The following is a 21,545-nucleotide window of genomic DNA, read 5'->3' on the forward strand; positions in this document are numbered from 1 at the left end:
TCGCCGCCACCGTCTCATAAACGTCCGTCCACTGCTTCGGCAGTACCTAGATGGGGCCTTAGCTCAGTTGGGAGAGCGCTTGCATGGCATGCAAGAGGTCAGGGGTTCGACTCCCCTAGGCTCCACCAAATTTCCATGATATGCTTTGAACTCAATAACTTCATGGTTTTCAATGGTTTTCCCAAGGGCCTGTTACATTGAGGTGTTACAGTGAGGACTCTTGAGAAGATGCCTGGACACCCCCGTCTGTATCGCCGTGGATCGACCTACTATCACCGTGCTGCCGTCCCGAAGGACCTTGCTGACTCGTATGGTAAGGTCGAAGAAACCTTCTCTTTGCGCACCAAAAACAGGGCTGAGGCACTCGTTAGGGTCCGTATCGAAGCAGCCCGAGTTGATCGCCTGTTTGAGGAACACCGGAGATCGCTAATCAGGCAGCAAGAGAAGGATGCCGAGGCCCCTCTGGAAGAACTCACCCCCATCCAGATAGCTCGGGCAAAGCAAGCCTACCTGCATCACCTCTTGGATGAAGACGAAGAGGTCCGTCTAGCGGGCTTCGAGGACCCCGACGATCCAGACGAACCCATCGCCTATGAACCGCGCCCAACCTTTGAGGAATGGCAACAGCTCAACCAAGACATGAACGAAGTCAATCGAGCCAACCTCGCTCGGGGCAAACGCGATGAGTTCTTCCGGTCTGAGGCCGAAGAGGTTCTCACGTGGGACGGTATCGACTTGAAACTGGCCGAGGGTTCCCCAAGTTGGCCGAGGTTGATCAGGGCGCTCCAAGAGGCGTCTGTGGAGGCTTACGAGGTCACCAAGGAACGAGATGTTGGCCAACCCGTACCTACCCCGCCTTACCCCGAAGTAGCCCCGAACGACACAGATAGTCGCGCACAAGCACATCTTCTGTCCGACGCCGTAACGAGTTGGGAAGCAGAGAAGGCGCGAGGTGCATGGTCACCCAAGGTGCGTGACGATCACTTGGCATGGATGGCCGCGTTCAAGGAGATCGCAGGCGACAAGGCCCTCTCTCAATACAACAAGGACGATGCTCGACGTTTCAAGGCGGTCCTGCTCAAGCTACCGGCGAACTGGAAGAAGAAACCCGAGGTCAGAAACCTCTCGATCCTAGAGGCCGCTGATAAGGCCGCTGAGACGGGTATGCCGCCGATGAGCAGTGCTACACTGAACAAAGCGTTGCGCCGGGTCGGTGCCTTCTGGAATTGGGCAGAGGCGCACCATGACGGGATCAGAACCGGGTTGTTCAAAGGTTTGACGATCAAGGAAACGGTCAACGCTCGCGAGCAAAGGGACCCGTTCAGCCCAGACCAGTTGACCAAGCTGTTCAATAGCCCCCTCTACACGGGTTGCCGGTCTGAGCGTTTCTGCGCAGAACCGGGAGATCATTCCTTGCGTGGTACCGCACGGTACTGGTTGCCGCTCCTCGGGTTGTTCACGGGGGCGAGGCTCAACGAACTCTGCCAGTTGACCGTCAAGGATGTACGCGAAGATGACGGGATCACGTTCTTGGACATCACGGACGAAGCCGAAGATCAGAAGATCAAGTCGGCAAGCGGTAGGCGTCGGATTCCTGTTCATGGGAAACTTATTGAACTCGGGTTCCTCGAGTTCGTTGATGAGCAGCGCGATGCGGATGAGCATCAGCTTTTTCCTGAGCTTAAGGTGGATGCCTCGGGGTACCGCTCGGGAGAGTTCTCGAAGTTCTTTAGCCGATACCTCGAGCGCATCGGGGTGAAGACAGATAAGACGTCATTTCATTCCTTCCGTCACAACTTTGAGGATGCTTGTCGCAATGGTGGCGTTCTCCCACACATCATGAACGCGATACAGGGTCACGCCGAACAAGGCATGGCTGGACGCTATGGTGATGGGGTCTACCGGTTGGATATGCTAAGAGAGGCAATACACCGCGTTAGTTATTCGGAACTAACCACGGAGCAATTCAGATAACCCTAAGGTACCCTCAGGTTGGTTGCCAGGTCGGATTTTGGGTCAAAAATCTGAGTGGGTAATGAATACGTGATCCTTCCCACGATACCCCCCGTACTCCCCTCAGTACACCGGGGTATTCTTGCGGGGGTACCCGCCCCGTTTCACTTCCCTGAACACTGCTGGCACCGCCACCTCAAGCCTCCCGGTAGCTACGCCCGAGCTTGAAACCCACGCCCAAAGCGCACCCAGCACTCACCAACGCTGTATAGCCCGCGCCCATTTGCCCGGACGAATAGAGGCACACCAACCCGACTATCGCCATCAACCAAGCCTGTACTTTGTCTGAATTATCCATCGCAGTATTTTTCCCCCAATCGCTGAATAGGCTGACTACTTTTTAGGTCCTCAGCCGCATCAACGTCGCAAGCTAATTTGGCGTTTGTATGTCCGTATGTCGGGAAACCTCATTGCTCTTAAGCGAGAGTGTAACACTCACAACCTTCCTTGATGATTGTAACGACACCGCCTATCTGCTTGAATTGAGCCATCAGAGGAAGGCAAATCAATGAAGCAGTACGTCACCTATCGACGAGTATCTACGACCGAACAAGGGCGTTCTGGGCTAGGCCTAGAGGCCCAGACAAGGGACATAGACTTGTTCCTGGCTAACTACTCTGACGAAACCTTCGAGGTCATAGGGGAGTTCACTGACGTACTGAGCGGGGCAGATAATGAGCGCCCGGAGCTAACCAAGGCGATCACCCTAGCAAAGCTGGCAGGGGCCGAGTTGCTGGTTGCCAAGTTGGACCGCCTGTCACGCAAGGTATCCTTCATTGCAACGCTGATGGACGACACGAAGTTGTCCTTGCGTGTCGCCTCGATGCCCCATGCCGACAAGTTCCAGCTACACGTCTATGCGGCTTTGGCGGAACAGGAACGCGAGTTCATATCCAAGCGAACCAAGGCGGCACTTCAGGCCGCTAAGGCTCGAGGTCAGAAGCTCGGTGGTATGCGTGATGCTACGATGAAGCGGAACGAAGTTGTGAAGGCCAACGCTGCCGCAAGGGCTGAGAAGGTGCGGGGCCTTGTGTTGCCCCTGAGAGACGCAGGTAGGTCACTACGGGAGATCGCTGCGGAGCTTGATAAGGCTGGCGTGGCGACTGCGCGGGGTGGTGCTTGGAGTGCCGCTCAGGTGAAACGGATCATCGAGAGATTGGAGGTGAACTCTTAGATTTCAGGGGCGTTCGCGGCTCAATTCATCCCGTATTGGGCGTGTTCTTGTCCTTTCCTAGGTGGTGGTCTGTACATGTAAACCAAGGGTAGTCTCGCCCTCTTTCTCGGCTGGAAAATACATACGATATCGCAAGGGTAAGGATGCCTTAACTATATGAAAATAAACAATTAAATTGTTGACTTCAGCGAGTCTCGGCTCGTAGGTGTCCGTATCGCATTTACGAAAAAGGAAGCGACGGTATGGACAACCAAACACGCAATGACCTCGAACAGGTTCAGGACATCCTCGAACAACGTGTTCATGAACTTACATACGGCGACGACTACGGCTTTCACGCCGACCCGCTTCCGAAACTCAAAGGCAACTTCTGGAAACGCTTGCCGCTCACGTTCCTCTTGATGGTCACCAAAGGTATCCTCATGACCAGCAACAAGACCGAAAAGTCAGATGCCCGCCCGCCTGAGGCATTGCGCGTATGAGCAGCACCCGCCGCAAGTTGGACTTAAAACACTTCTCTTCCACGCCCGAAGTTCAAGCGTTCGCGTTCGATGCTGCAATCCACATGACGCAGAAAAGTGTGATGGATAAAGTGGAGCGCGATGGTCTTGTGGGTGATGAAGAGTACAGGGATTTGCAGCGGAAGATCGACGACCTACTTACTGTCGCTCGATACATGGGGTTGCCGCAGTAGGGCATGAGGCTTGGGCAATAACTGCTGACTTCTGAATGACCTTAAAACGTCTCGGCTGGTGATCTGCTGGCCGGGACCGGACTGTCAGAAACCCAATGAAACAAGGGGTTCTGAATTACTGGCCCCTTATGAGAGACAGAAACGACAGATATACCTCTAGTGTATCACTCTAGGTATCCCGTCAGGTTCACCCCCTGCATCTCCTCTGTGTAGATGATCGATGATGGTCATTTGACGGTCGATGACACGCTCGGTACACCTCGTTGTAAATCAATGGGTTGGAATTACTGCACCCTTATGAGAACAGATACAAAGAGATATACCTATAGTTACACGATCAGGTTCCTCTCAAGGCTTCACAGTTCTCTGTCAGTGTTCGTCAGGTGAATGATCATCACCGACAACCATCAATCCTAATCCCTATACCGCATCGATCTTGGTCCTTGGTCGATGCTGGTTCAGGTCCCACACAGTTCCCCCAAGGTACACCCTGCGTGTATCGAGTGGTCGAGCTAGTGGGGCCTATTACCGTTCCACCCCGTCCGTGTTGCATTTGTCAGCTTGACGCATGGGCGGGTTGATGGGGGTCTCTGTTCCTTGGTGACTGTTTCGCAGAGACCCCCGAATATTCCCAACGTACAACTTAGCGAGGCCACCATGATCACTTGTGCCTCTGCTAAATGCGACAACTCACTACCAGCCTACGAGTTCAGACAAAGACCACCGCAGCGATGGGGTCTGTGTTCCCGGTGCCAGTCGGTCGTAAGGAACCGTGGTGTTCCACTTGGTGGCTTCGTCGCCGGTGATGCGGTCAACAAAGTTGCCCGGTCTGTCTTAAAGCACTTCAACCCGACACGCTACGAGATCACCAAGGCCGTTAAGTTTGCCCGAGGTACACGCCATCGGGTCGGTGAGTGGGATGATCGTCCAGCTTACAGAATGACCGTGTTGCGATACGGCAGAGCAAGAGAACGGTTGCAGCATCTATTGGTCGGTAGACGGTATGAACCGAACGCCTCGGTTATCGTCAGGGCATTCGTACACTACACCTTGGCTCGGGAGTTCGTCGGAACGGGACACAGGTACAACGTCTACCTCGCCGGTTCGACGTTCATGGGTCGTCAAGGTCTATGTGTCCCGCCTGGTCGCAAGGAAGCGGTTTTAACCGGTGATGTTCGATATTCCAAATACCGTCTGAGTTATGCCGATTTCGCCATTGTCGGTACACACACCCTCCGCGCTGCTGAGCGACTCGGTCTGCATCGAACCGACAGAGACCTAACCGCATTCGTTGTGGCGGCGTACGGTCGCCTCCTTGCCTCTGGTGATGCACATCCACCGGTCTCAGTACCGCTGCGCTCAATGCGTACCGACTTCCTCGGAGATAGCCTGTTCGACCACGTCTTACCGAGGTCCTCAGAGATACCCTCGAGATACCACAAGTTGATCCGTAGATCCTCAGGGCTGATCGCTGGTCATTGGCCCGAAGGCATCGACTCGCTCTCCGATCTGACACCCCGACCGACACCATCGCCCAAACCCAACGCAGTACTGAAAGCACCCCCAATGCCAGACCCAAGCTGGCTGCTTGCGAAGACATAAGGACCGTCGCGATGCCCAGATTGAAACCCAAGAAGCCACCCCGGCAGATGTACCTCAAGACCTGCAACGCCTGCGGCGAAGCACATGAAACTCACAAGCCAAAAGCGTCGAGATGTACCCGGTGCATCTCTGAGAACCGCAGGATTACCTACAAGTTCTGCATCTCCTGTAGTGTGAGGTTCCCCGCTCCATTCGGCGATGAATACAACTGTCTATCCTGTGCCGAAGTTCATGGAATTGGGCAGGCCGAACTCACCCCCGAACAACGCGAGATCATCAAAGCAGAAGAGACACTCGCTCGATGGAAGAACAAGGTCGAGGCACTCGAGGCAACGCTCGATGAACGCAGCAGCGCAAAACCCCGAGGGACACGAAAGATGAGCAACAAAGTAAAGGAAAGCGCCGTCGGCGTAGCATGGCTCGAGCTTGTAAGCCGCGATGGGCAGGTCTCATCTCTATCCCAACTCCACGAGCGCGAGATCGACGAGGAAACCAAACTGCATCTGGTTATGGCGTTCACCCGCCTCCGGCTAAAAGGCTACGCGCTGGACGCACTGGCTCAACTATGCCCCGTCCACCTGATGTCTCTCGATGAGGACAAGGCGATCACTGGTCTGCCCCTAATCGAAAACTCACACCCACCAACACCGCAAGAGTTGGCCGAGATCGAACTCGGTCTTCGATAACCAACCCATTCCAAAGGACACAAGAAACATGGTTGAAAGAGTAACCCTCGGTGGCGGCGATGCCACCGCACAAACAATGCCATCCTCCAAATCATACGCTTCGAGCGCAGACTACGTGAGCGGGGGCGTCACCGTCCGCGACACCAAGAACACGCAGCGCGATGTTCACTCACAGGGCGATCTCAGAGACAGCGACGTGATCAACGTACAAGGGATGTCAATGAAGGTCGCCCAGGCTAAAGAACTAGGATTGCTCGACGCCGTCTTTGATGAAGGGCTGTCGATTGGCGCGGCTCAAAGGGCAGCGCAGGAACATAGTTCTGCGGTAGTCGAAACGCCCGAAGAACCCAAAGGCAGCGACACGGGTCATGATGAGTTTGACAATGTCATCGACGGGCTGAACTCTTCGCTTGATGACAGCATCATGACGATGGAAGAAGCCCAGACGTATGAAACAGCGTTCGGTCAGATTGCTATGTCCGGTATGTCCGTCGATGAGGTTACTGAAACCATGCGCGGTTTGGCTGATGGGTCGGTATCGGAGCTAGACGTGGATGGTAGCACTCGCGCCATGTTCGCGAATGTTCAAAGCACAATTACCGAGGCCGCAACCCAGAGCGCAATGCAGGAACTTGGGCAAGATGGCTTCGACTTCCTGAAACAGGCATCAGACACGCATACTGGTGTTGATCGTTGCGTTCGCCAGTTTGCTCTGGACCGCGCGGCGGGCCGTGCCGACGGGATCACCTGGACCGAGTTCGCTCGGCACATCCGTGAACAACTTGGTCACTGACGTTGGTCACCCATGAATGACGACTTAGCCGACATGGTTTGGGACACAGACGTCGCTCTGGTTCTGAACCGTATGCAACCCCGTGCCTGCGCTGACCCGGACTACTTTTACGCGACCGTCGATCTGATTGAAGAGGGTCGTTCACCAACTGGGACCCGGCAGTTGACGCTCAGTGAACTCGAAGCATGGGCAGAGCGTGTGAAGACAGGACCAAGCACCAATGTTGAACATCAAGAGAGCCGATACGTTCCTGCGAACATCGTTGTTCGCCACGTTGCCCCGCGAGAAAACCACGGGTCTGATGGTCAGGTACACCCACCATCCACCTGATCCACGCATCGACGCGACAATCATCGACGCCGAACACGCCAAGACTGGTCGCTTCGGCATTGGCTGGCACTACTTGGTACAAGTCGATGGCACGATTGAACTCTGTAGACACCCCCTGACGCGTGGCGCAGTCGGTCGAGAGAACTTCACCATAAGCCATATCCAGATTGGCGTAGTGGGGGGCCGAGACCGGGAGACCGGTAAGTTCTCCGAGACCCTCACGACTGCCCAGCGTGACGCACTTGAAGCCCTCTATCAGAAACTCGCGGATACACTCGGTGTACCTCTCGAGATCGACGAAAGCCTCGAGAAGTTCTCCTTTGTCCAGCACGAGCAAAACGAAGCTGCCGACTCTGAACTCGAAGAAACCCTCGACCGCAACGAAGCGATGACGCTAGGCGTCCACTAACGCCACCAACATCCCCCCCCTCGATCCCCAAAAACACCTCCCGTGATCCATTGATTTCATTGGCTTTTTTGAGGCCAAAATCGACCCTCCTCAGGGGTCGGTAGGGAAGTGCTGTTTTAGGAATTTTGAGGCTTCCGAAAAGGACCCCTCCAAATGGCCAACGCCATCACAATAGGTGACGCCAAGCGTCACTACCAAAAATACACTCCGCTGCACGGCAGAACCCGCCAACACAAGGCAGACCTTGAGGTAATCTCCAAGGCAGCCGCCCCGATGACCAAGGCTGAGACCCTTATCGGCAAACGCCGTGATGAGGTGATCGACTGGAGGATCGAAGAAATGCTCACGCGTCTCCAAGGACGCCGCACCCGGCATCGTTACGACCAATCCGCAGTGATCGCCCTCGAGCATCTGACCGACGAGCCCTTCGATCCCAACACACAGTTGCCGATCTGGCGAGACATGTTGCGCCGGTCGAAGGGAATAACCCTGCCTAAAGACGAGTTCTATCGGGATGCCCGGTCGATCTTCCAGCAGTTCCCATTGTTCAACCCGGCGGCTCAGTGACGCCGCAAAATCTAAGGACCCGACATGACAACAAAGACCAACCCCACAGTGGGGCCATTAACCGACGATACTGAAAGCTGGAAGCGCACACTGTCTGTACTCTCGGGTATCCGTCAGATGCGCCGAGAGATGTGCGAAGAAGCTGACCAAATCACAGCCGCGCATCCCAACCAGATGATCAAACCCGGCCACGGGGAACGTGCTGATATCGTATCTGTTTTAGATGAGGGCTACGCATCGATGGTAAACGACATTCGCCGAATTGCCCGCAGTTGCGGTTTGGCAATGCCGGAAGGTCTGAGATGACGATGGCCAAGATCAAAACCTAAAAGCGTTAGCTGCGGGCGGCTCCGAGGGAAATACCGGGCCGCTGCGACCAACACGACGCGTGTGGCGACTGTGAGCGCACCTGCAGTTCTTCAATTTCCGTATGGCTAGCTTCTCTTCATAATGCTTCCAAGGCCCCATGAGTCCGAAATGGCTGGAAGAGGGCCTTAAAGCTTACATTGAGATAACGCTCATCATTTCTGGCATTCTTCCGAACAGTTGGATATGCCACGGAACTATACTGCTCCAAACAATTGGGGCAAATCGGATTGAGAGATGTGGGACTATAAACTCGGGGATGATGTTGGGCCGTTGGATGAATGGCCCTTAGACAACCCTAAAAGCGAATATCAAATCAAAGTCGGCGATCCTTGCGCGTCAGGCCGCTTGGATGCCGGAGGTCCGGGGCATACGACCCGTACGGGTATCTGGAGGTGTACAAAGGGAGCGTTTGAGTGCACCGAACAGGGGGATGAGCTGATGACCATCCTGTCGGGGAGCTGTCGCTTGATCGATATGGAAAGCGGTAAGGTAAGTGAACTCAAACCAGGAGACAGTCTCTTCGTGCGGGATGGAAGTCGTATGACTTGGGACATTTTCGAGGATGTGACGAAGGTCTTCTTTGGGTACAAGGCCGACGGGTTCTGATGGCCGAAGCCCGGCATGATCGAATTTTGTCAGTTTCCCAATCATAGCTTTGGCCCTACATGAGTGTGGAAGAGCTGTGTGGATAGAACAAGGTACTCGACGCGTGCGAGTTTCCACCCCTAGATACTGCATTTTCTTCTTTAGGGCTAGAACTGGCCCAACAAAATGTCGCCGAAAAGTTGAAACCTAAGCATGTCATGCGTTTGGATGCGACCTAGCGCAAAAGGTTCTTTTTGTCTTTCTATGCCAGACCAATTTGGTTGCAACGTGAACTCGGCTGTGATCCAACTTCCGAAGACAACCGCAACCTGATGATCCTAGATGACTAAGTATCTCCTCTATCTTTTTCTTTCCGTTTCCTTTTCGTCTGGTTTTGCCGCCGCTGAAGAGCACCTGGATTACCAACCATTTTTTTATAACGAGGACGATCTATCTACAATCTATCTGGATGGTAGGATTGATAAACTGTCACTTTGGAAGTTCTCCAACCTATTGGATATGACACCTGATGCGACCACTATCGCACTCTCCAGTCCTGGGGGTGACGTTTACTCAGCACTTATCTTAGCTAAGCACATTGATAGAATGGGTTTACACACTGTCGTTATGGGGCCGGACAGCTGCTACTCAGCATGTGCTTTTCTTTACTTTGCAGGTGTCAATCGCACAGCAAAAGGGAAAGTCGGAGTGCACCAAATTTCGTCTGAGTCGCCGGACTTGAACTCTGGGCAGGTGGCTTTGGCTGACATTATTGAGCTTATGGAGAGCTTCTCTGTTTCCAATGATGTTATTCTTGAAATGCTTAGAACCGCTCCAGAAGACATGCATGTTTATGATGCTGCTGAATTGGAGATGCTTGGTCTAACTGGCCCCCGCCCAAAATACGCTGGTAAGGACAAAGTCACACCATCCAACGTGCAAGCTCAAGTGGTAAATCTTCCCGATCTTACTGACGGAAATTATTCTGGGGACAGTCCTTATGGAGGTACCATCAGTCTCGAAATTGATGGAAAATTTGGGACGATGACTGCGGTTTCGCCCGGTTGCTCAGGGCAATTACATGGTTTCGTAAGAAGACTGAAAGAGAAAGTGGGGATTGCAGCCGCACACTGTTTTTTGTCAATCGAAAACGGTCAATCAGGAGGATTGGAACTCAGTCAAGGTCCGGGTTGCACCTATTACCATGGGTTCAATTGCAGCCTCGAAGGAACTGTTAGAAGGGATGACTGAACTACCTCCTTTTGCGGGGCATGCTCTGGATTGCGCGAGGTACTCGGGTGGGCGCTAAAGGTACTTGGAGACATCTGCGGCCAAATCTCGGTTGAGACGCACAGGGTACTGCAGCTAAGTACAACCGCTAGCCTGAAAGTGGTCATTCAGGAGAGTTCGCTTAGCGTCTGCTTAGTGCACAAATCAGACCTTTATCTTACACCTCCGTAGTCTTCAGCGACCTGTTTGACAGTTTCTAGGAATTTCGACACTTCGACTTTGAACATCTCTGAATGTCCGTGAGAAGTTAGAACTTCAGAGCCGTCATACGAATGCTCTTTAAACATACGTTTGATGAGTGTTTCGGCATCTCTGGCATTATAGCCAACTTCGAAGTCCCAAACGGCCAAGGTGTCGTATTCAGCTTTCTCTGTCCTAAAACGTACTTCCACGCTGGTGTTAGAAATGCCGATTTTGGGTATGTACCCAAGAGGTGTATGAACACCAATTACGTACAAAATCCCCGGCTCTTTTCCTCTAAAGCCGCCCCCTTCTTGGTAATCAAGGTGAGCCAAAACCTCCTGGAGAATTCCAAGGTCACGAGCTTTGTTGGCAATTGAGCCGTGCTCACGAAAGAACTCAGACCTGGTCTTGACCTTCCTACCAGTTTCCCAAACCTCTTCTTCTGTCAGGTCACGGTAGAACTCTATCCAGTGACTACCAACTTTATCTAAGAGACCGAGCCTGTGAGCTGCTGAGTGCTCTTTAGGAAACTCAAGCCTGTGTTGGATTTTAGTTTCGCACAACTCAGCTGAAACTTTGATGTCAGAAAACCCTTCATCAGTTTCATAGTATCCCTTCGGTTTGCTGACAGAATAGTCCCAACCACAGAGATCAGCAACTTCAGGAATTAGGCCTAATTTGTAGATGCCGCTATGATGAGCTCCGAACTTTTCTCTAAAGTCAGAGACAGAGCTGCACTTCATTGCTGACTCTAGAGCTGCATTAAAACCTTCCTCGGTCTCGTAGTAGCCTTCTCTAGTCCTTCTGTCTAAATGGCCAGCGATTTCTTTATAGTAAGGCTCTTTAACTATCGCAGTGTAGATGTCGTAGTGCGCTTCTCTAAAGTCAGTGAGATTGTCAAACTTTGCTATGGCTTCGATAGCTTCTTGTTTTCCGTTTTGAGACTTCCACCACCCCATGGGTCTTTGAACTTGTTCCCAATAAAGGTCTGCCAACTCTTGGAGATATCCGCCTATGAACGCTCCACTATGAGCTGCTGGAAACTTAGCTTTAAACTCAGAGTTTGTGTTGACAGTCTTAGCTGAATCATGAGCTTCTTGAATGCCTTCAGAAGAAGTCCAGTAGCCATTAGGTTTCTGACGCCTGGAAAGATGAGGCCCAAGCTCGTCAATTAAGCCCCTAGCTTTCGCAGCCATGTAAGCTTGGTTGGATTGATCTCTGAACTCGAAGTACTCATCGTACTTGGCAGCCTCGTCGATCATCTCTTGCCTGCCTTCAGGAGTGTCCCAATAGCCAACCGGTCTTTGCATCATGGTCATATGAGCAGTGATTTCTGCGTAGTAGCCATGCTCTCTAGCCCCATTTGAAGCATTAGGATGATTTTTGGTAAACTGGCTAGGATGCTCGTAGCGAGCGGCTAGCTCTTTTGCTTCTTGGTAGCCTTCCTCAGACTTCCAATAGCCTTTTATTCTCTGGGCTCTGAGGTGAGATGTGATTTCGTACCATTCATCCAGCCCAATTTCTTCTATGAGAATTGAGCACATCTGATGGTGAACTTCTTTGCTAAGCTCGGTGACTGAGCCTTCCCAGTCGCGGATAATTGCTTTGGCTTCTTCAATACCTTCTGGAGTTCTCCACTTTGAAGCGTTGACTATTCGTTCAGGCATATGAGCCGTTATTTTGTTGTAGAGATCAGGATTGGCTTTCCAGATAGCATCCACCATTTTGCGGTGTTTTTCTTTAAGCTCACTTTTGGTCTCGCATTGTTGAGCTTTAGCATGGGCTTCTTTGATGCCTTTATCGGTCTTCCAGTAAGAAGGCTTGGACGTCATCTTAGGCATGTGAGCAGTAATTTCGTCAAAATAGCCTAGCTTGACGGCTGCCAAAGCGGCCGGAGCATGAGTTCTACGAAACTTCGTTTTTGAGTCAAATTTAGCAGCCAGAGATCTGGCATATTCTTTACCCTCTGGCGTTTCGTAGTAACCTTTAGGGACTCTTTTCATTTTAGTTATCTTTGTTTGTTGAGATAAGGCGCATAACTAATTCATCGCGCTCTCATTCATTGATGGGGACACGGTCGGAAATTAGCATCCGGTCAATTAGGATGCTTGCGATGAACTGCCAAAGGTTTGTTTTGTTTTGCCCAATTCCCTCTGAGGGTAATTACCAAACCCGCCAGAGTATGACGCCCAGCAATAGATTGATACGAAGAGAAGACCGATTGTGACCCAGTCGTTTTCGTTTCTGCCTTTCACCGGTTCATTTTGGTAGTTGATTATGACTTAGAACCATTTCACAAGTTCATTGTCGTTCATTTGGAATGTTCTTCTGATATAGAAAGCAAGCTCCCCAGCCTCTGTCAGCTTTGTCCGCACAGTGGTCGTAGATGGCGTTCTTTTTCATCGTGCGCTCGGCGGCCATCTAGCTGCGTGGCAGAGGAATTAACTGCGATTTTCACTGGGATGCAAATCGCACCGTGCGTGACTGCCAACAACTGAAAAGTGTTACAGTGGGTTGTTACAGCGCAGGAACTCCCCTACGCTTAAGCTATTGATTTTATTGCAACCTACCACCTCAGGACCGCATCCCTTAGATTCCTCTGCACTAGGCTATTGCAGATGATTAGGACAGAAACCTTACGACATAGAAATCACAGGCTCTGGTTTTCAGACTTCAAATCCCCAGCTCTGCAGTGCCTCTCCCAAAGTCTCATTTAATTTTTGAACTGTGTCAGGTTGAAGCTCAGACATAAATTGACGACTTCGTCCCGAACGCTGATGCTTTGAACTATCAACTTTGTTAGATATCGGGTTCGCTTTCGAGACAATAGCAGCCAAAGTGGCCTCGCTGGGTTCTACCAACAACCATTTAGAGATCGAAAGTGTGAACTCTTCCACGTCTCGCGTGTAATCATCATAACTGAGGAAAAGATGATCTCCAGACGAGCGTCGAATTTCATCATAATCTTTGTAGATGGCTGCATATCGTGGCGCCAGTACATTTACAGAAACTTCATCGATACCAAGTTCCGCCCAATACGCCCGGTTCTTCAGCATTCGCTTACGAGTGGCTGGGTTTTTGGGCAAAGCATGTGACTGTGTAACCGAGTAGTATTGCGAAATCAGAACATCTCGGGGGTCTCTCAGAAAGAAGAGCTTTCGGAAGCGGTCGTCTCCAGGAAACCGAACTGCTTCGCGAAGGGGCACATAGATTTCACCGCGTTGTCGAAAGAAATGATCGTAGTGGTTGCTGAGGGCCTCACTTGGAGAAACAGTAAAATCGAATTCATGTCCGAGCCTCCACATTTCGCTAGCATAATTGAACTGACGGTAAGGTGTTCCTTCAAGCAGTTTGTTGAAAAAGAAGCTCATAAATGACGAGGCACATTTATATGTTGTGAAGAACAAAACTGATTGCGGGGCCTCTCGGAATTCAGCCGCGTTTCTGACACGCTGTTCTCTCTCTGATCGGTTGACCTGTTGCTGTTGTTCCAGCGCTTCGGACTTTTCCTCTCCGCTTGTGGCACGAGCTAGTTCACCGGGTTCGCCGACGGCGTCTGTCTCTTTAACGTCTTGCGGTTGCTCCAGTTCTTTGGATTGTTTATTCGCGTTTTCAATAACAAGAGTATCTCCCGGAACTCCAGTAGAAGGAAGATTGGCCTGGCTACGTTTTCTTATGTTTCGAGCTAAGCGTCTAATGCCCATTCTTTGTGGTCCCTCAATTGACTTATTCCAAGACAAAGAAGATTGATCTCGCCTTCTGAGTACGTGGTTTGTTCAACGGTCTACTTTTGACACATGATCAGTTCGCGCACTACATGAAATCAAAAATACGTATTTGTTTGTTGGTCTTGAGGAGCCTCTTTTGAGCAGTCGTCGATGGCGTTCTTTCTAACTACGCTCTCTAGGCCATACATCTGCGTAGCAGAAGCATACAACTTAAGAAGTGTTACAATTGATTGTTACAGCGCAGGAATTACGCTACACTTAAGCTATTGATTTTATTTTAACCTATCACCTCAGGATCGCATCCCCTAGGCTCCACCAAATCTCACAGATTCATCAAAAAACATGTTTTAGAGCAGTGTGACGTCGAATGAATATTTGTGCGTTATTTTGCTGCCAAGACGCAGCAACTACTGCGCCTGTCGACCGCTTAAGAACGCAAAGAATGCAGATGACATAGCCCTGCCAGAAAATGCTTGAGTGGCATGAAATTGGCACAAAGTCGCAGCCCTTCGGTCTGCTTTTATGTTGGTGCCGGTTTCTCGTTTCACGCGCTTAGTCAATCTTGATCAAGCGACTTCAAGGAATTTGGGCCACCGTAGTCACCTTGGCAATCAGCCGACTTGTACCGTGCCCATCATACCCGACCCCTGATGCTCTAAGACGTGGCAGTGCAGCATCCAATGACCGGGATTGTCCGCTACGAATGCAATCTGTGTGACTTCATTTGGCGCCATAAGGACAGTGTCCCGGATAACACTGGGGCTCCCATCCGGCAAACGCGGGTCAGCGACAAAGAAACTATGTCCGTGCAGATGAATCGGATGCACCCACCGGGTCCGGTTTTCCAGTTTGATTATGTGGGATTTACCGAGAGCCAGATCTAGCAGCGGCGGAGTGGAGTGGATGTCGGCAGGCACAGTCCCGTTTATTGACCAAAAACGACCGGCCTCGACGAGTGCCTGGATGTCCAACATACGCCCATTCATCTTTGCTTCGGTCATGCCACCCATGGCTCCGCCTTCGAAGACCAGACTATGCATTTCAGCGTTCGCCAAATCCGGTTTAGGCACTGGATTGGGGGGAAGAGCTTCAGGCGCCGCTTTGGCGTTTTGGCGAAGAGGATCCGCCTCTGAGACGTTCCAGCCCATGATGGCGCGGGCCTTATCCTCCCCATAGGCTATGTCGAGCACCTCTGCGTAGGCGCCGGGTTCTAGATCGATGTCGACCACAAGGTCAGCCCGCTGCCCGGGGCCGAGCCAGACACCCTCATCACCCAGTCGAAATGGTTCGATGGGATGGCCATCAACTGCGATCAGCCAAGGATCGAGTGGCTTAAAGCGCAAATTGAAAAATTGCGCATTTGCCAAATTAACAAGCCTCAACCGCACACGCTCGCCTGCGCGAACGGGCTCGCCCAATTCTTGCCGACCATTGACAGTGACGACATTTCCGAACCGTCCACCATGGCTTGCATCATGACGGTTGCCAAACGGCGCTATCTGCGCTGCTTCATCAAGACGCCAGTCATCTATGGCCCACACAATTTCACGATCAGCGCCAAGGCGTGCCGCGACGTTTGGAGGTTCTTCGACAATGAGCATGCCGCTGAGCCCACGGCCCACTTGCTCTGAACTGTTAAAGTGTGGGTGGTACCAGAACGTCCCTGCGTCCTCGAGCGGAAGAGTGTAAAGATGGCGACCGCCCGGTGCGACAGGCTCTTGGCTTAGATACGGCACCCCGTCTTGTTCAACTGGGACACGCAGGCCATGCCAGTGAATGGTCGAGGGCTCAGACAAACCATTCTCAAAGTCTACGAGCAATTGATCGCCCTGCTGCGCGCGAATTACAGGACCAGGTACAGACTGGTTGTAGGCCCAGACTTTTGTCTGAGGCAAATCGGTCCCCACTAATTCGACATCAGTCGGCGCAGCTGTAAGCGATACTGACGGCCCAGCCGCAAAAACAGGACCGCGCGAAGTACTGGCCCCAACCAAAGCCCCAAAAGTGGTAGCCAAGAAATGTCTTCGCCTCATACTTCGATACCCTTTCGCCAAACCACCAACATAGATGGAGCAAGACCTAGCATGATGTGGATCGATGCCAAAGATTTGAGGTTGGGTCGGTCAAAACGTTATTACCCAAGCGAACAAACTAGATGTACTGGCGTTGTCATGCATAGTTCTGTGCAGTAGCGTCCGGAATCATGGTCATCAGACAATACTCACTTGCTCTACTCGTCAGCCTTCTGGTCACTCTGACTGGGTTTGGCAGCGCTGCTCACGCGCTATCGAATGGCTGCATCGGCCTTCATTGTGAAACCCACAAGCAATCGGCGGAGCACTCTGCCGTGGCAATGCACGGCGAGCATTTGTCGGCTCCAAGCGACCACAATGACACAGAAAACTCCGAGGTCGGAGAGTGTAACCCCTCTCTGTGCCAAGCAGTTGTTTTACTCTCTCACGATAGCAAAGCCGCGCAGGTCCAAAGTGAGAGTGAACCTGATTTTCAGATTGAATCTCAAGCTAAGCTGACCGAACCAGACAGCCTCTACAGACCCCCTGCAGTTTGAAGCCGCGTAAATCCTCGCGTGCCTGAGTGACCAGCACATGTGTGCTGTTCGCGACGTACCGCAGCTCTACCAGCTTTTACAAAGTCAGGATCAATCCATGAAAAGAAACCACATACTAGTCGGCGTATGTGCCATCGCCGCCGTTGCCGCTTTCATCTCATTTCGCCCCAGCCCGATCAAAGAGGCTGCCCCGCAAAAGACAAATGAAGGCGATGCTCTGGTCGCAATTCAAATGCCAGTTATCGAAGGCAACGCAGCAATCGGCCAGCGTATCTTTGATGCCACCTGTACATCTTGTCACGGGGTCAACGCAGTCGGGGTAGAAGGTGCAGGACCGCCTCTGATCCATAAGATATACGAACCCAGCCACCACGCCGATGAATCCTTTCAGAGGGCAGTTTCTCAGGGTGTAAGAAGCCACCATTGGCAGTTTGGTGACATGCCACCCATCGAAGGCTTGACCCGAGGTGACGTGGCTATGGTGATCGCGTACATTCGTGAAATCCAGCGTGCCAACGGAATAAATTGAGGAAAGCCCAATGAAGAAGATCGTAACGCTTGCACTTATTGCTGCGTTTCCCAGCGGCGTTCTGGCGCATTCGAAGATCGAAGAAACGACACCTGCCGACGGTGCTACTGTAACCGCTGCGCCCGCTGAAATTGGTCTCAATTTCACCAAGGAGATCCGGTTGACGCGGATAGAAATGGCGCATGAGGAGCACTCGGCAGTACGCTTGGATTTGGGCGACCAGACAAGCTTTGGACAGGTGTTTACGATCCCGCTGCCGAGCAATGGAACCGGGACCTACGTGATCGAATGGCGTGGTTTAGGTGAGGACGGTCATGCGATGCAGGGCGAGTTTTCATTCACCGTGGAATAAGCATGCCTGATATCTGGGGAATTGCTGCAATCCTCGCAAAGCTGGTGCTTTACACCGGCTTTGCGGGGTCTACCGGCCTTGTCATCGTCAAGTGCCTCTATTCTGAACTAATCGCACCGATGAGCCTCACCATGAGGCGTCAAGCTGTGGCCTTGGCGTGGCTTGCTCTTGCCGCGACTATATTTGGCTTCATGCTTCGTGGGGCCGCCCTAACAGGCGAAGTGGAAGGCATGGTTGATCCAGAGATGCTCGGCCTACTTTGGCAGACATCCGTCGGCGACATTTTTGTTTATCGGCTTATTGGCGCAGCTTTGATCCTTGTCGGATTGTCGGTTCCTCGCCTTGGCCATTGGATCGCATTGACGGGCGGCACGTTGGCGCTTTGGTCGTTTTCTCAGATCGGACATGTGCCGGAGATCGAGAGCTTTGGCGTCCAACTGCTGCTACTGTTGCACCTAATGTGCGTTGCCTTTTGGGTAGGAATCTTTAGCCCGTTGCGGGGAATGGCTATTAAGCCTGAACACCTGACAGATGCTGCTCTGCTGGGGCATAGGTTTGGGCAAGCCGCTGCACTGATTGTTCCCGCATTGATCTTAGCGGGTCTCTGGATGGCTTGGTTGCTTGTCGGCAATCTCCAAGAGCTCTTTTTCACTGCCTACGGGCAGGCCCTCTTGTTCAAAGTTTTCCTTGTAGGACTACTCATGATCCTCGCCGCGGCGAACAAGTTCAGGTTTGTTCCCGCTATGCAAATGGGAGATACCAAGGCCGCGCAACACCTAGTCCGATCCATCGAAATTGAAGCAATAGTCGTAATGGTGGTGCTGGCAACAACGGCAACACTCACGACCATACTAACGCTTCCGAGTTGAGGTAGGCAGGGATGAAAAAACACCTTTGTGCACTGGCCATATTCAGCTTTGGTACGGGCGCTGTTGCCGATCATGAGCTGATAGACAGAGACTTGACGAACGGGCAGCAACTTTACGCAGATCACTGCGCTTCGTGCCACGGCGCTAATCTGGAAGGGCAACCCAACTGGCAAACACCCGATGAAGACGGGCTCTTGCCTGCGCCACCACATGACGTGACGGGGCACACCTGGCACCATGATAACCAGCTTCTGTTCGACTACACCAAACTTGGCGGGGCAGAGACGCTGGCAACGCGCGGCATAAAAGACTTCAACAGCGGCATGCCTGGTTTCAAGGACACATTGACTGACGACGACATATGGGACGTTCTTGCCTATATCCGTTCCACCTGGCCGGACGATGTTCAGCAAATGCAGGCCAGCCGTAACCTTCCGCACGAGTAGAATTAATTGGGCTAGGGTCAGAGACGGCCAACCCTTTAGGAATTTGGGCGAAACACGTAGGTTTTTGGACTGCCACAGGTCAACCTGATCGTTTCTGCTCCCTCACAAAACCAGCACACTGCGACCGGTACATTTCAGCGCATTTAGGGTTCCTCGGCACCTCCCCTACATTTCACCAAATCAAAAAAAGCCAGCATTGGAAATCAGTTCTCTGGTTCAAATGGCAGGGCTCGTTGGCGACTGTATCTAGCCAACCAATAACTGCCTGCCGTGATGTTGTGATACAGTGCCTTCAAATACGGAGGAAAAATTGTTTCGTTTCGTTTTGCCCATTGCACTTTTCCTAGGAAGTCCGGCCGTCGGTCAGGATGCCATCAACCCTTCAGGGCTTTCGGGTCCTTCTGGGAAACCCTATTCGCCATACGCCGAGCGCGCCTTCCCTACGCAGGTTTATTTCGGCGACACGCATGTCCACACCGGTCTATCCGGAGATGCGGGTGGAGGCGGAACACGGCTCATGCCCCGTGACGCCTATCGGTTTGCGCGCGGCGAGCAGGTGACGTCAAACACCGGCCAACCTGTCAAGCTATCCAGGCCACTCGACTTCTTTATGATCACCGATCACACGGACGCGATGGGTGCTATTACCGACATCATCGGCGGCGCACCCAATATTCTGGCGGACGAGCAAGGCAGGTATTTCCACGAAGAGTTCAATAAAGGTGGAGAAGCAGCTTTGGCCGCGGCACTTGAGCTTACGGCCGCGTTTGCGCAAGGAAAGGTATCTCCTGTTCTGAACTACCAGCCCGGCAATCCGGCGTTTGCCCGCGTCTGGGACGACATAATCGATGCCGCAGAAGAATATAATGATCCGGGGGTGTTCAGCACATTCATCGCCTTCGAGTGGACATCCCTCGTTGCGGGAAACAACTTGCATCGAAACGTGATTTTTCGAGATGGCCCCGAACGCACCCGGCAGATACTTCCGTACACAACAACGCCACCCGTAGGCTCGCCGGACCCTCGCGACCTCTGGAAGTGGCTCGAGAATTATGAGCAAACCACCGGTGGGCGTGCACTTGCCATCCCACACAACGGCAATCTATCGAACGGCTGGATGTTCCCGCTTATGGATGACTTTGCGGATGGCGTCCCCTTGGACCCCACCTATGCAGAAGCAAGACACAGATGGGAACGTTTGTACGAGCCGACCCAGATAAAGGGAGATGGAGAAGCCCATCCGTTCCTTTCACCCGATGACGAGTTTGCGGACTTCGAAACCTGGGATTATGGAAACCTGGACGCCTCGGTGCCGAAAGAGCCGGAAATGTTGCCCGGAGAGTATGTACGTTCTGGGTTACTTCGCGGCCTTTCATTAGAAAAATCCTTGGGGACAAACCCCTTCAAATTCGGGCTGGGGGGAGCAAGCGATACGCATACTGGGCTGACCACCCCGGAAAACGACAATTTCTTCGGAAAGTTCACAGGGTACGAGCCCAGCGCAGAGCGCAGCCAACATGTTAGCAAGACATTCGCTGACGGGGCTGTTGCGTTGCGATCTTCACAATACATAACCGGTGGTTTGACTGCGGTTTGGGCACAAGAGAACTCTCGCAATGCAATTTGGGACGCGATGCATCGGCGCGAAACATACGCGACGACAGGGCCGCGAATGCGCGTTCGTATGTTCGGCGGATACAACTTTAGTCCCGACGATGTCTTACGACGTGACTTGGCATTGGTTGGTTATTCCAAGGGTGTGCCAATGGGCGGTGATCTCGGGTCAGGCGACGGCTCTCCTACCTTTCTTGTTTACGCACTTCGTGATCCGATCGGAGCCAACCTGGATAGAATTCAGATCGTTAAGGGCTGGCTGGACGCCGACGGAGAGCAGCTGGAAAAGGTTTATGACGTAGCTTGGTCAGGCACTCGTGAGCTGGACGCAAACGGCAAGTTGCCAACTGTTGGGTCGACTGTTGACCTCTCGATCCCTTCTTGGACCAACACCATTGGGGCGTCTGAGTTGGGAACGGTTTGGCAAGACCCAGATTTCGACCCATCCGAAAGTGCGTTTTACTATGCCCGTGTCATTGAGATTCCAACGCCCCGCTGGACCGCATATGACAACGTGAAATTCGGATTGGACTTGCCTGATGACGTGCCGCTGACAACACAAGAACGCGCCTACACCTCGCCGATCTGGTACACACCACCGCCATGATCCGGGTAACGCAAGAAGGCTGAAATGCGCTTTGCAGGACCAGCGCCGGCGCCGCCTCTTCCCAGACCTTTTGCGAGAGGCTTATACAGCCGTATAGCCAAAGAGTATTGTTCTGGTTTGTACGTGGACACAGGAA

22 protein-coding genes and 1 tRNA gene are annotated in these 21,545 nt (G+C 52.4%); 19 read left to right on the forward strand and 4 right to left on the reverse strand.

Features of this window, described 5'->3' with window-relative positions; all coding sequences use genetic code 11:
* Positions 1 to 52: 52 nt before the first annotated feature.
* Both ACR0EO_RS20775 and ACR0EO_RS20780 read left to right on the forward strand, forming a co-directional pair.
* Positions 53 to 128: transfer RNA gene (locus tag ACR0EO_RS20775), tRNA-Ala, on the forward strand.
* A gap of 100 nt (positions 129 to 228) precedes the next feature.
* Positions 229 to 1,974: a DUF6538 domain-containing protein gene (locus ACR0EO_RS20780; RefSeq protein WP_480692799.1), complete on the forward strand. Its 1,746-nt coding sequence runs from the start codon at positions 229 to 231 to the stop codon at positions 1,972 to 1,974.
* A 175-nt stretch (positions 1,975 to 2,149) separates the two neighbouring features.
* Here ACR0EO_RS20780 and ACR0EO_RS20785 read toward each other — a convergent pair whose 3' ends face one another.
* Positions 2,150 to 2,311, reverse strand: coding sequence for a hypothetical protein (locus ACR0EO_RS20785; protein WP_480692800.1), 162 nt, complete (start codon positions 2,309 to 2,311; stop codon positions 2,150 to 2,152).
* Positions 2,312 to 2,521: 210 nt separating this feature from the next.
* On the opposite strand from ACR0EO_RS20785, the gene ACR0EO_RS20790 reads away from it, so the two are divergent.
* The 12 genes from ACR0EO_RS20790 (at position 2,522) to ACR0EO_RS20845 (ending at position 10,473) form a co-directional block, all read left to right on the forward strand.
* Positions 2,522 to 3,187 carry a recombinase family protein gene (locus ACR0EO_RS20790; RefSeq protein WP_480692801.1) on the forward strand — a complete coding sequence of 222 codons (666 nt, stop codon included), beginning with the start codon at positions 2,522 to 2,524 and terminating at the stop codon, positions 3,185 to 3,187.
* A 242-nt stretch (positions 3,188 to 3,429) separates the two neighbouring features.
* Positions 3,430 to 3,669 carry a hypothetical protein gene (locus ACR0EO_RS20795; protein WP_480692802.1) on the forward strand — a complete coding sequence of 80 codons (240 nt, stop codon included), beginning with the start codon at positions 3,430 to 3,432 and terminating at the stop codon, positions 3,667 to 3,669.
* On the forward strand, positions 3,666 to 3,881 hold the full coding sequence (locus ACR0EO_RS20800) for a hypothetical protein (protein ID WP_480692803.1): 216 nt from the start codon (positions 3,666 to 3,668) through the stop codon (positions 3,879 to 3,881). Before ACR0EO_RS20795 ends, ACR0EO_RS20800 begins: the two co-directional genes overlap by 4 nt.
* Positions 3,882 to 4,538: 657 nt before the next feature.
* Positions 4,539 to 5,483 carry a hypothetical protein gene (locus ACR0EO_RS20805; protein WP_480692805.1) on the forward strand — a complete coding sequence of 315 codons (945 nt, stop codon included), beginning with the start codon at positions 4,539 to 4,541 and terminating at the stop codon, positions 5,481 to 5,483.
* Between the two features lie 11 nt (positions 5,484 to 5,494).
* On the forward strand, positions 5,495 to 6,169 hold the full coding sequence (locus ACR0EO_RS20810; RefSeq protein ID WP_480692807.1) for a hypothetical protein: 675 nt from the start codon (positions 5,495 to 5,497) through the stop codon (positions 6,167 to 6,169).
* 28 nt (positions 6,170 to 6,197) lie between these two features.
* Complete coding sequence (locus ACR0EO_RS20815) at positions 6,198 to 6,962, forward strand: hypothetical protein (RefSeq protein WP_480692809.1); 765 nt, start codon at positions 6,198 to 6,200, stop codon at positions 6,960 to 6,962.
* 12 nt (positions 6,963 to 6,974) lie between these two features.
* Entirely contained in the window at positions 6,975 to 7,292 is a 318-nt protein-coding gene (locus ACR0EO_RS20820) for a hypothetical protein (protein WP_480692811.1), read from the forward strand.
* Positions 7,186 to 7,701: a peptidoglycan recognition protein family protein gene (locus tag ACR0EO_RS20825; RefSeq protein ID WP_480692812.1), complete on the forward strand. Its 516-nt coding sequence runs from the start codon at positions 7,186 to 7,188 to the stop codon at positions 7,699 to 7,701. Before ACR0EO_RS20820 ends, ACR0EO_RS20825 begins: the two co-directional genes overlap by 107 nt.
* Positions 7,702 to 7,854: 153 nt before the next feature.
* The gene (locus ACR0EO_RS20830) at positions 7,855 to 8,268 is read left to right on the forward strand and encodes a hypothetical protein (protein WP_480692814.1); all 414 of its coding nucleotides are present in this window, start codon (positions 7,855 to 7,857) and stop codon (positions 8,266 to 8,268) included.
* A 24-nt stretch (positions 8,269 to 8,292) separates the two neighbouring features.
* Positions 8,293 to 8,574, forward strand: coding sequence for a hypothetical protein (locus ACR0EO_RS20835; protein ID WP_480692816.1), 282 nt, complete (start codon positions 8,293 to 8,295; stop codon positions 8,572 to 8,574).
* A gap of 297 nt (positions 8,575 to 8,871) precedes the next feature.
* The gene (locus tag ACR0EO_RS20840) at positions 8,872 to 9,243 is read left to right on the forward strand and encodes a cupin domain-containing protein (RefSeq protein ID WP_480692817.1); all 372 of its coding nucleotides are present in this window, start codon (positions 8,872 to 8,874) and stop codon (positions 9,241 to 9,243) included.
* 321 nt (positions 9,244 to 9,564) lie between these two features.
* Entirely contained in the window at positions 9,565 to 10,473 is a 909-nt protein-coding gene (locus ACR0EO_RS20845) for a COG3904 family protein (protein ID WP_480692819.1), read from the forward strand.
* 191 nt (positions 10,474 to 10,664) lie between these two features.
* Here ACR0EO_RS20845 and ACR0EO_RS20850 read toward each other — a convergent pair whose 3' ends face one another.
* From ACR0EO_RS20850 to ACR0EO_RS20860, 3 genes are all read right to left on the reverse strand, one after another.
* Complete coding sequence (locus ACR0EO_RS20850; protein WP_480692821.1) at positions 10,665 to 12,698, reverse strand: GIY-YIG nuclease family protein; 2,034 nt, start codon at positions 12,696 to 12,698, stop codon at positions 10,665 to 10,667.
* 663 nt (positions 12,699 to 13,361) lie between these two features.
* Positions 13,362 to 14,399 (reverse strand): sulfotransferase domain-containing protein, encoded by a 1,038-nt coding sequence (locus ACR0EO_RS20855; RefSeq protein ID WP_480692822.1) that lies wholly within the window; start codon positions 14,397 to 14,399, stop codon positions 13,362 to 13,364.
* A gap of 635 nt (positions 14,400 to 15,034) precedes the next feature.
* A complete protein-coding gene (locus tag ACR0EO_RS20860) occupies positions 15,035 to 16,438 on the reverse strand; it encodes a multicopper oxidase family protein (RefSeq protein WP_480692824.1) in 1,404 nt (467 codons plus the stop codon).
* Positions 16,439 to 17,089: 651 nt separating this feature from the next.
* Here ACR0EO_RS20860 and ACR0EO_RS20865 point away from each other — a divergent pair.
* The 5 genes from ACR0EO_RS20865 (at position 17,090) to ACR0EO_RS20885 (ending at position 21,409) form a co-directional block, all read left to right on the forward strand.
* On the forward strand, positions 17,090 to 17,521 hold the full coding sequence (locus ACR0EO_RS20865) for a c-type cytochrome (RefSeq protein WP_480692826.1): 432 nt from the start codon (positions 17,090 to 17,092) through the stop codon (positions 17,519 to 17,521).
* A 10-nt stretch (positions 17,522 to 17,531) separates the two neighbouring features.
* Positions 17,532 to 17,873: a copper resistance CopC family protein gene (locus tag ACR0EO_RS20870; protein ID WP_480692828.1), complete on the forward strand. Its 342-nt coding sequence runs from the start codon at positions 17,532 to 17,534 to the stop codon at positions 17,871 to 17,873.
* Between the two features lie 2 nt (positions 17,874 to 17,875).
* Complete coding sequence (locus ACR0EO_RS20875; RefSeq protein WP_480692830.1) at positions 17,876 to 18,742, forward strand: copper resistance D family protein; 867 nt, start codon at positions 17,876 to 17,878, stop codon at positions 18,740 to 18,742.
* A gap of 11 nt (positions 18,743 to 18,753) precedes the next feature.
* Positions 18,754 to 19,188 (forward strand): c-type cytochrome, encoded by a 435-nt coding sequence (locus ACR0EO_RS20880; protein WP_480692831.1) that lies wholly within the window; start codon positions 18,754 to 18,756, stop codon positions 19,186 to 19,188.
* Positions 19,189 to 19,498: 310 nt separating this feature from the next.
* Positions 19,499 to 21,409, forward strand: coding sequence for a DUF3604 domain-containing protein (locus ACR0EO_RS20885; protein ID WP_480692832.1), 1,911 nt, complete (start codon positions 19,499 to 19,501; stop codon positions 21,407 to 21,409).
* Positions 21,410 to 21,545 lie beyond the last annotated feature (136 nt).

It is taken from the genome of Ruegeria sp. BE9 (genome assembly GCF_056538765.1).

Coding starts and splice junctions, on each gene's coding strand:
- ACR0EO_RS20780 (WP_480692799.1), top strand. CDS start 229: ATGCCTGGACACCCCCGTCTGTATCGCCGTGGATCGACCTACTATCAC.
- ACR0EO_RS20785 (WP_480692800.1), bottom strand. CDS start 2,311: ATGGATAATTCAGACAAAGTACAGGCTTGGTTGATGGCGATAGTCGGG.
- ACR0EO_RS20790 (WP_480692801.1), top strand. CDS start 2,522: ATGAAGCAGTACGTCACCTATCGACGAGTATCTACGACCGAACAAGGG.
- ACR0EO_RS20795 (WP_480692802.1), top strand. CDS start 3,430: ATGGACAACCAAACACGCAATGACCTCGAACAGGTTCAGGACATCCTC.
- ACR0EO_RS20800 (WP_480692803.1), top strand. CDS start 3,666: ATGAGCAGCACCCGCCGCAAGTTGGACTTAAAACACTTCTCTTCCACG.
- ACR0EO_RS20805 (WP_480692805.1), top strand. CDS start 4,539: ATGATCACTTGTGCCTCTGCTAAATGCGACAACTCACTACCAGCCTAC.
- ACR0EO_RS20810 (WP_480692807.1), top strand. CDS start 5,495: ATGCCCAGATTGAAACCCAAGAAGCCACCCCGGCAGATGTACCTCAAG.
- ACR0EO_RS20815 (WP_480692809.1), top strand. CDS start 6,198: ATGGTTGAAAGAGTAACCCTCGGTGGCGGCGATGCCACCGCACAAACA.
- ACR0EO_RS20820 (WP_480692811.1), top strand. CDS start 6,975: ATGAATGACGACTTAGCCGACATGGTTTGGGACACAGACGTCGCTCTG.
- ACR0EO_RS20830 (WP_480692814.1), top strand. CDS start 7,855: ATGGCCAACGCCATCACAATAGGTGACGCCAAGCGTCACTACCAAAAA.
- ACR0EO_RS20835 (WP_480692816.1), top strand. CDS start 8,293: ATGACAACAAAGACCAACCCCACAGTGGGGCCATTAACCGACGATACT.
- ACR0EO_RS20840 (WP_480692817.1), top strand. CDS start 8,872: ATGTGGGACTATAAACTCGGGGATGATGTTGGGCCGTTGGATGAATGG.
- ACR0EO_RS20845 (WP_480692819.1), top strand. CDS start 9,565: ATGACTAAGTATCTCCTCTATCTTTTTCTTTCCGTTTCCTTTTCGTCT.
- ACR0EO_RS20850 (WP_480692821.1), bottom strand. CDS start 12,698: ATGAAAAGAGTCCCTAAAGGTTACTACGAAACGCCAGAGGGTAAAGAA.
- ACR0EO_RS20855 (WP_480692822.1), bottom strand. CDS start 14,399: ATGGGCATTAGACGCTTAGCTCGAAACATAAGAAAACGTAGCCAGGCC.
- ACR0EO_RS20865 (WP_480692826.1), top strand. CDS start 17,090: ATGAAAAGAAACCACATACTAGTCGGCGTATGTGCCATCGCCGCCGTT.
- ACR0EO_RS20870 (WP_480692828.1), top strand. CDS start 17,532: ATGAAGAAGATCGTAACGCTTGCACTTATTGCTGCGTTTCCCAGCGGC.
- ACR0EO_RS20875 (WP_480692830.1), top strand. CDS start 17,876: ATGCCTGATATCTGGGGAATTGCTGCAATCCTCGCAAAGCTGGTGCTT.
- ACR0EO_RS20880 (WP_480692831.1), top strand. CDS start 18,754: ATGAAAAAACACCTTTGTGCACTGGCCATATTCAGCTTTGGTACGGGC.